The organism is Flavobacterium hydatis (assembly GCF_000737695.1).
Classification (GTDB): domain Bacteria; phylum Bacteroidota; class Bacteroidia; order Flavobacteriales; family Flavobacteriaceae; genus Flavobacterium; species Flavobacterium hydatis.
Genome location: NZ_JPRM01000027.1, coordinates 187,403 through 195,876 on the forward strand (window position 1 = coordinate 187,403; position 8,474 = coordinate 195,876).

Here is an 8,474-nt window from a genome sequence, read left to right on the forward strand (position 1 = left end):
GAATAAACTCGATAAAGTCTAACAAAATAAAATCTACAAATGAAAATAGGATTAAGAATTTTAGTGTGTTTTATTCTTTTGATTTCTTGTAGTGAAGAACAGCTAGAGGATGGAGCAAGTGGAACTGTAAAAGGAAGAGTAGTCGAATCGGGAACATTTACACCCTTAGAAAATGTTCGGATATCCTCGAGCCCTTCAACAAGTACGGTGTTTACAGATAAAGACGGTTATTTTACTTTAGAGAAAGTATTGGTGGGAGATTATTCCTTTCAGGCTCAAAAAGATGGTTATATTGCCAGATTCGAACCTGCAAAAGTGACTTCCGATGCAACGATACAAATTATATTCGAATTGCAAATTTCTACAGCAAATAACAAACCGCCAGATATTCCGGTTTTAACAGCTCCGGTTGATAATGCAAAAGAGCAACCCTTAAATTTAAATCTAACCTGGACAGCAGCCGATAAAGAATCTGATTCATTAACTTATACCGTTACGTTAAAAAATGGAACGACCGATGAGATTAAAACTTTTTCAGATCTTAAAACAAAAACGCTGGCGATAAAAGATTTAAGTTATAGTACAAAATACTATTGGCAAGTAGCAGCTTCAGATGGAATTAATAAACCAACTAATAGTGTAACCAACTCATTTACAACTTTGGCATTTCCAAATCCAAGATTTTTGTTTGTCAAAAAAGTAAATAATAACAACGTAATATACACCGCCGATGATGCAGGAAATCAGTTACAATTAACATCATCGACTGTTAATAGTTTTAGGCCAAGAAAAAACCTAAGTGTAAATAAAATTGCGTACCTTAGTTCTGATGGTTCTCAGACTCAGATATATACGATGAATCCGGATGGGTCAGGAGTTTTTAAAGTGACAAATTTTGTACCCGTTGCAGGATTTAATATGGAGTATGTAAACTACTGCTGGAATACAAACGGAAGTCAGATAATATATCCAAATTTTGATAAACTATATCGTATAGATACAGATGGAGGAGGACTTATTCAATTATTTCAAACACCAAACGGAAAATTTATTTCCGAATGTGATTGGAGTCAGGACGGATCACAAATAGCATTAAAAGTAAACGACAGATCAGGATATAATGTAGAGATTTATGTAATCGATATGGCTGGAAATGTTTTATATACAATACAAACAGGTCTAAGCGGAGCAACAAGCGGATTAAACATTTCGGTAGATAATCAGAAAGTGATTTTTACAAGAGACGTTTCCGGTTTTGAAAACTCAACATACCGAAGATTAGATTCCCGAATTTTCATGTACACACGTTCAAACAATACTGCGGCAGAATTAACAACTCAAAAACAGAATGGTTTTAACGATTTAGACGTGAAATTTTCGCCAAACGAAGCCGAAGTTATCTTTGTAAATACGTCCAATGATGGATTATCGGCACAAAATGTACAAAAAGTAAGTGTAAATAGTACAAGTAGTTCAACATCGTCTAGAACTACATTGTTTCAAAACGCATCAATGCCCGAATGGAAATAAGCGTGGTATGAATCTAGATTTCCAAACACTTTTTTTTAAAAATCCGATGAGAGTCTCAAACTTATCGGATTTTTTTGTGTTTCAGACAGCCATAAAACCCAACAATTAAAAAAACTGGTTATCTTTGCACCACATCAACAACACAAACTAATTTCATGAGTTCAGATTCTAGCAAAAGGTACGCACAAAGAGGAGTTTCGGCATCTAAAGAAGACGTACACAACGCCATAAAAAATATTGATAAAGGATTATTTCCACAAGCATTTTGTAAAATCGTCCCAGATTATTTAACCCAAGATCAAGAATATTGCCTTATCATGCACGCCGATGGAGCAGGTACAAAATCGTCTTTGGCATATATGTACTGGAAAGAAACAGGCGATATATCAGTATGGAAAGGAATTGCACAAGATGCATTAATCATGAATATAGATGATTTGTTATGCGTAGGAGCAACCGATAATATCCTACTTTCATCAACAATCGGAAGAAATAAAAACCTAATTCCAGCCGAGGTAATTTCGGCAATCATCAATGGAACCGAGGAATTAATAAAAGAACTAGACACCTTTGGCGTAACCATCCATTCAACAGGAGGAGAAACTGCCGATGTGGGCGATATCGTTCGTACCATAATCGTAGATTCTACAGTAACAGCAAGAATGAAACGCTCAAAAGTAGTAGATAATGCTAATATTAAAGCAGGCGACGTAATCGTAGGATTAGCATCATTTGGACAGGCAACTTACGAGAAAAGCTATAATGGAGGTATGGGAAGCAACGGACTAACATCTGCACGACATGATGTTTTTGGTAAATACCTAGCGACCAAATATCCAGAAAGTTTTGATGCAGCCGTTCCCGAAGAATTAATTTATTCAGGACAGGTAAAACTTACCGATGCGGTTGAGAATAGCCCGATAGACGCAGGACAATTGGTACTTTCGCCAACAAGAACCTACGCACCAATTATCAAGAAAATATTAGATAAATATACACCAGAACAAATTCACGGAATGGTACATTGCAGTGGAGGAGCACAAACAAAAATCCTTCATTTTGTACAGAATTTGCACATCATAAAAGACAATTTATTTCCAGTTCCACCATTGTTTCAGCTTATTCAGGAACAATCTAAAACAGATTGGAAAGAAATGTACCAAGTATTTAATTGCGGTCACCGTATGGAATTATACGTTCCAGAAGAGCTTGCAGAAGATATCATTGCGATTTCAAAATCATTTAATGTCGATGCACAAATCGTAGGAAGAGTAGAAGCAGCCGACGACAAAAAACTGACAATTACAAGCGAATACGGTACATTCGAATATTAATTTTTAAGATAGTGTTAGACGCACCACTGTGCGTCTAACACTATCTTTTTAATTTAAAGACATCATTAAAATAATAGCTTTTTTTAGGAGCTAATCCCGCTATTCGCTATATCTTTTCGGGCGAACACCGCCCAAAAAGGATGTCGCTACTATCGGGGCTAAAACCCACGTTATCATGTACGAATTACTTTTTTGGAGATACTCAGAAGGAATTTATTTAAACCATCACGAAGTTTACGAAGCACTTATCGAAGAGCAAGAAGTCGAAGGTTTAGAAGAGCTTCCAGTTACTGTAATCCTAAATAGGATAGGATCACTGTTTTCTAAATGGGAAAAAGTAGACGATAACAGCTGGAAAAACAAAGAAGGAAAAGGAGCTTTTCAAGTAATAACTACACCACAAAGCATCAGAATAGATTGTTACGGAACCCAAGGCAAAGCCATGGATATTTTGGTAGGTGCGTTAGAAGAATTCAAATGTCCGCTTTATGACCCACAAGTTCCAGAGCGCTACGACGAAATGAGCGAATAACAAAAAGAGTTTTTAAATAGATTATAAAACTAATTTTTTTAATACAATGGATTTCAATTTCTCTGAAAATATAATACTCGAAGACGATTTGGTTTTATTACGTCCGTTAAAAGAAACAGATGTCGAAAACCTATTAGAAATTTCTATCAACGAGCCCAATACTTGGGAGTATTCGTTAATTCGTGCCAACGGAAAAGAAAACCTAGAGAATTATATAGATATAGCTTTAAAAGCAAGAGAAAAGAAAACAGAATTCCCATTTATAGTATTCGATAAAAAATCAGGAAAATACGCCGGAAGCACTCGTTTTTACGATATTCAACTTTCGTTTAAAACCCTACAATTAGGATATACCTGGTACGGTTCAGCCTTTAGAGGAACAGGATTAAACAAACATTGTAAATACTTATTACTACAATACGCATTCGAAACCATGGGAATGGAACGAGTAGAATTCCGTGCCGATAATAATAACCAACGAAGCATAGCAGCCATGAAAAGTATCGGTTGCAAAGTCGAAGGAGTTTTACGTAATCATATGCCTACTTTCGGCAGCGATGTGCGTAGAGATTCTATTATCTTGAGTATTTTACGAGAAGAATGGTTTGATGAGGTAAAAGAAAACCTAAGACAAAAGTTGTAAGTTGTTGATGTTATTCGTTGAAGGTTAGTTATAAAAGTTTTGTGTTTGTGATGAGAAAATTAACCGCAAAGGGCACAAAGTTTTACGCAAAGTGCGCAAAGTTTTCCTCAATTTTGTCATTCAGAGCGGAGTCGAAGAATCCGAGAAACTCCATAATCTTTTAAATCTGTGACAAAAAATTAACCGCAAAGTGCACAAAGTTTCCCTAAAACAACCACAATATTGTCTTTCTGAGGAACGAAGAATCTCCACGAGTAGTTCGCCAATCTAGAAATACTTTATGTTAGCTCCTTACGGAGATTCTTCGTTCCTCAGAAAGACAAGTTTGCGATGACTATTCCGCATCTTTTAGGGCTAATCTGTTATTTTTTAGTTTAGTAAAGAAATTAGTGAAAATTAGAGAAATTCGTGGCTAACTTTTACAGCTTCTATGCTCTTTAAATCTGTGGCAAAAAAATATAATACATTTTACCCATCAGAAAGAATGACATTTTGCTCTTTCCTAATTTTCACGACTAACTTATCAATATAAGTTTTTATTTTTTTAGGCAATAAATCCCAGTTTTTATCCTTCTTAAAACTTCTGCAATAATCAAGGTCGCATTCTACAGCGCGTATAACATACTTTTTGTTTTTATAAAGAGTAATAATTTTAATACGTCTTAAATTATCAATATCTGTTTTTGTACCATAAACAATTATTGGGTCAATATAACCATCATCGTCTAAATCTTGCGTGCTACAATATTTTGTCCAAAACCAAATAGAAGTTTCTTCAACTTCGGCGCTTTCAACAAAATCATTTATTTTCCATTTTTCGATATAACCACCGTGGTCGTTTAAATAACAAATAGCTTCAATTTTGGTATTTAGCGTATCCTTATCCGAAACTACTTTTTGGTTTTCGCTAAGAACTAATTCATAAACACCACCTTTATCCTGATATTCGTAGGCTTTAAAAATAGGGAATTTACCACCATCTAAATCTCTTTCGATTATTTCAGTTTGACTTAAGATTTTGCTTTGTACTGCTTGCGAAAAACTAATTGTAGAATAAAAGAAGAATAATAATAAAATGAAATTTTTCATGAGTCCAATTACTTTTTGAATACTCAAAGATATTCATTTTTGACTTTATTGAAAACAATAGAATATATAGAGCTAATATAATTCAGCAATAAATTTCATAAATAGAATTCGCAAAGTAATTTTTAATAAATCAATATTTATTGTAATTTTCTAACCTGAAAATATTATTAAATCGTTTTAGTAAAAACGAATAATGCTATTAACACAAAACCAAAAAATAAAAAAAGACCAGATGAATATTGTAAAATATAGAAGTTTCCTTTTCGGATTATCCGTTTTAATGTTCAGTAATACCCATAAAATGGTTGGGCAGGAAAAAACTAATCAGCTCAAAGATTTAGTTCAATATGTAGATCCTATGATAGGAACTGCCAAGATGGGACATACCTACCCAGGCGCGACGGTACCTTTTGGGAGCGTGCAATTAAGTCCCGAAACCGATACAATTCCTTATGCAACAAACGGTAAGTACAACAAAGATGTTTACAAATATTGCGCAGGATATCAATATGAAGATAAAACGATTGTAGGATTTAGTCATACCCATTTTAGCGGGACAGGACATTCCGATTTAGGAGATTTCCTTATTATGCCCACAATAGGAAAATTGCAGTTAAATCCAGGTACAGCAGCTCATCCCGAAACAGGATATCGATCAGTTTTCTCACATAAAACGGAAAAAGCTGAACCAGCTTATTATAGCGTACTTTTAGAAGATCATAATATTAAAGCCGAACTTACAGCAACAACAAGAGTTGGAATGCATCAATATACATTTCCGAAGTCAGATCAGGCACATATAATCCTAGATCTTACAGCAGGAATTTATAACTATGATAAAAAGAATGTCTGGACGTTTGTTCGGGTAGAAAACGATACTTTAATAACAGGATATCGCCAAACAAATGGATGGGCAAGAACAAGAACAGTATATTTTGCAATGTCATTTAGCAAGCCAATTAAAGGATACGGACAAGCTACACCCGAAAAAAGTGTATACAGAGGTTTTTGGGGAAGATTTGATCAAACCAAAAACTTCCCAGAAATGGCAGGAGCAAACCTAAAATTATACTTTGATTTTGATACCAATGAAAATGAAAAAATCAAAATAAAATTTGCTATTTCTCCAGTAAGTACCCAAGGTGCATTGGCTAATATGAAAGCAGAAATTCCGGATTGGGATTTTGAAAGAGTTAAAAAAGAAAGCCAAGCAGTTTGGAACAAAGAACTGAATAAAATTCAGGTACAAACAATCCAGAAAGAAGACATGGTTAATTTTTACACCGCAATGTATCATGCTTTTTTAGGCCCAACAGTATATATGGATATTGATGGAAGCTATAAAGGACTAGACGGGAATGTTCATAAAGCAACAACATTCCAGAACTACACGAGCTTCTCGCTATGGGATACTTATAGAGCCTTGCATCCCTTATTTAATTTGTTTCAGCCCAAAAGAAACTCTGATATGATTAACTCCATGTTGGCACATTATGACCAAAGCGTACATAAAATGCTACCGGTTTGGTCACATTATGCCAATGAAAACTGGTGCATGATTGGGTATCATAGTGTTTCGGTAATTGCAGACGCAATAGTAAAAGGTAATACTAATTTTGATGTAGATAAAGCGCTTCTTGCAACCGTAAATACGGCCAAAGTTCCTTATTATGACGGATTAGAGTATTACATGAAACAAGGATACGTACCGGAGGATAAAAACGGTTCATCAGTATCTAAAACTTTAGAATATGCTTATGATGATTGGGCAATTGCACAAGCAGCCAAAAAGTTAGGAAAAGAAGATATTTATAAGGAGTTCTCTAAAAGAGCTACAAATTATAAAAATGTATACGATGCTAAAACAGGTTTTATGAGACCAAAACTCGATGATGGAACATTTAAGAAAGAGTTTGATCCATTAGATACACACGGGCAAGGATTTATCGAAGGAAATTCTTGGAACTATAGTTTATATGTGCCACAAGACCCTGCCGAAATGATAAAAATGATGAATGGTGAAGCTGCTTTTACAAGAAGACTAGATTCCCTTTTCTCAATGCACTTACCGGACAAATATTTTGAAAATACAGAGGATATTACCAAAGAGGGAATAATCGGTAATTATGTACACGGAAATGAGCCTTCGCACCACGTGGTTTATTTATACAATTGGACAAATTCGCCATGGAAAGCACAAGATAAAATAAGAATGATTCTTAAAAGAATGTACAAAAATGGTCCTGACGGATTAGGAGGAAACGATGATTTCGGGCAAATGAGTGCTTGGTATATTTTTAGCAGTTTAGGATTTTATCCTGTTGCACCAGGATCAGAAGATTATAGTTTAGGAAGTCCATTGGTGGCAAATGCTATTTTTAATCTTGAAAATGGTAAAACATTTGAAGTTGCTACAGTAAACCAATCCGATAAAAATGTATTTGTTAGTAAAGTGCTTTTAAACGGAAAACCACTTACAAGTCCTGTTATAAAACACAGCGATATTGTAAACGGAGGGAAGATTACATTTTATATGAGTAGTAAACCAAACAAGAAAATATATTTAGAAAAGGGAGTGAGGGACTAAGGTTCTAAGTCGCAAAGGTTCAAAGGTTTTGTTGGTGAATTTAAAAAACATTTTGATCTTTTGAATTAATTTAGTGTAAATAGAAGTTTTACGTTGTCATCCTGAAAGGTCAAGAAAAAAAACTTACAGGAATAGAATTTCTAAAAAAATGAGGGTAACACTTAATTTTCCTTAATCTCTTAATGATTCATTTTTTTTTATTGAATTAAAAATAGAAACATAATGCAGGTTGTAAAAAACTTCACGAAATTTGCCTTTTAAATCAATAGAAAGAGACACATGAAAATAAATCCAAAAAACGGTATAGAGAAGTTGTTGTTCGGTATGAAACAGAACGATGTTACAGCTATTTATGGCAAACCAGATAGAAACTACAAAGACGAAGATGATAATGTTATTTTTGCTTACAATAAGCTTAAAATGAGATTGACATTCTATCAGGAAGAAGCTTTAAAATTGGGTTATGTTGTAGCGTCAAGTCCAGATTTAGAAATTTTTGGTTTTAAAATCATTGGAAGAAAAATTGCCGATGTAAAAAAAGATTTGGCAGCCAAAGGAATTACAAAATTCACACAAGAAGAATTTGATACTTTCGAGAATTACTTCAACGAAGAAAACTGGATTATCTTTCAAACAGAATTTGAAGAAGTAGTAAAATTCGAAATCGGAGCTATCATCAATAGTAAAGATGAATTTGATTGGAAATTTCCAACTAAAAAATAAGATAAAAAAAAGCATAAAAAAACCGATAGTTACAAC

General features: G+C 34.1%; 7 protein-coding genes. 6 read left to right on the forward strand and 1 reads right to left on the reverse strand.

Annotation, left to right across the window (positions count from 1 at the left end):
- Positions 1–39: 39 nt before the first annotated feature.
- From IW20_RS17020 to IW20_RS17035, 4 genes are all read left to right on the forward strand, one after another.
- Entirely contained in the window at positions 40–1,530 is a 1,491-nt protein-coding gene (locus IW20_RS17020; RefSeq protein ID WP_035624972.1) for a carboxypeptidase regulatory-like domain-containing protein, read from the forward strand.
- A gap of 155 nt (positions 1,531–1,685) precedes the next feature.
- On the forward strand, positions 1,686–2,864 hold the full coding sequence (locus IW20_RS17025) for an AIR synthase related protein (RefSeq protein ID WP_035624974.1): 1,179 nt from the start codon (positions 1,686–1,688) through the stop codon (positions 2,862–2,864).
- A gap of 175 nt (positions 2,865–3,039) precedes the next feature.
- Positions 3,040–3,396 (forward strand): hypothetical protein, encoded by a 357-nt coding sequence (locus tag IW20_RS17030; protein ID WP_035624976.1) that lies wholly within the window; start codon positions 3,040–3,042, stop codon positions 3,394–3,396.
- 46 nt (positions 3,397–3,442) lie between these two features.
- Positions 3,443–4,039 carry a GNAT family N-acetyltransferase gene (locus tag IW20_RS17035; protein ID WP_035624978.1) on the forward strand — a complete coding sequence of 199 codons (597 nt, stop codon included), beginning with the start codon at positions 3,443–3,445 and terminating at the stop codon, positions 4,037–4,039.
- 468 nt (positions 4,040–4,507) lie between these two features.
- Here IW20_RS17035 and IW20_RS17040 read toward each other — a convergent pair whose 3' ends face one another.
- On the reverse strand, positions 4,508–5,128 hold the full coding sequence (locus IW20_RS17040) for a M949_RS01915 family surface polysaccharide biosynthesis protein (RefSeq protein ID WP_035624980.1): 621 nt from the start codon (positions 5,126–5,128) through the stop codon (positions 4,508–4,510).
- Positions 5,129–5,360: 232 nt separating this feature from the next.
- Between IW20_RS17040 and IW20_RS17045 the strand changes: the two genes are divergently transcribed.
- A complete protein-coding gene (locus IW20_RS17045) occupies positions 5,361–7,715 on the forward strand; it encodes a GH92 family glycosyl hydrolase (RefSeq protein WP_035625032.1) in 2,355 nt (784 codons plus the stop codon).
- A gap of 279 nt (positions 7,716–7,994) precedes the next feature.
- Entirely contained in the window at positions 7,995–8,438 is a 444-nt protein-coding gene (locus IW20_RS17050) for a hypothetical protein (protein ID WP_035624982.1), read from the forward strand.
- The last annotated feature ends 36 nt before the right edge of the window (positions 8,439–8,474 follow it).

What these genes read in the sequence shown, in the direction of transcription:
- IW20_RS17020 (WP_035624972.1), top strand. Translation starts at nt 40, where the DNA reads ATGAAAATAGGATTAAGAATTTTAGTGTGTTTTATTCTTTTGATTTCT.
- IW20_RS17025 (WP_035624974.1), top strand. Translation starts at nt 1,686, where the DNA reads ATGAGTTCAGATTCTAGCAAAAGGTACGCACAAAGAGGAGTTTCGGCA.
- IW20_RS17030 (WP_035624976.1), top strand. Translation starts at nt 3,040, where the DNA reads ATGTACGAATTACTTTTTTGGAGATACTCAGAAGGAATTTATTTAAAC.
- IW20_RS17035 (WP_035624978.1), top strand. Translation starts at nt 3,443, where the DNA reads ATGGATTTCAATTTCTCTGAAAATATAATACTCGAAGACGATTTGGTT.
- IW20_RS17040 (WP_035624980.1), bottom strand. Translation starts at nt 5,128, where the DNA reads ATGAAAAATTTCATTTTATTATTATTCTTCTTTTATTCTACAATTAGT.
- IW20_RS17045 (WP_035625032.1), top strand. Translation starts at nt 5,361, where the DNA reads ATGAATATTGTAAAATATAGAAGTTTCCTTTTCGGATTATCCGTTTTA.
- IW20_RS17050 (WP_035624982.1), top strand. Translation starts at nt 7,995, where the DNA reads ATGAAAATAAATCCAAAAAACGGTATAGAGAAGTTGTTGTTCGGTATG.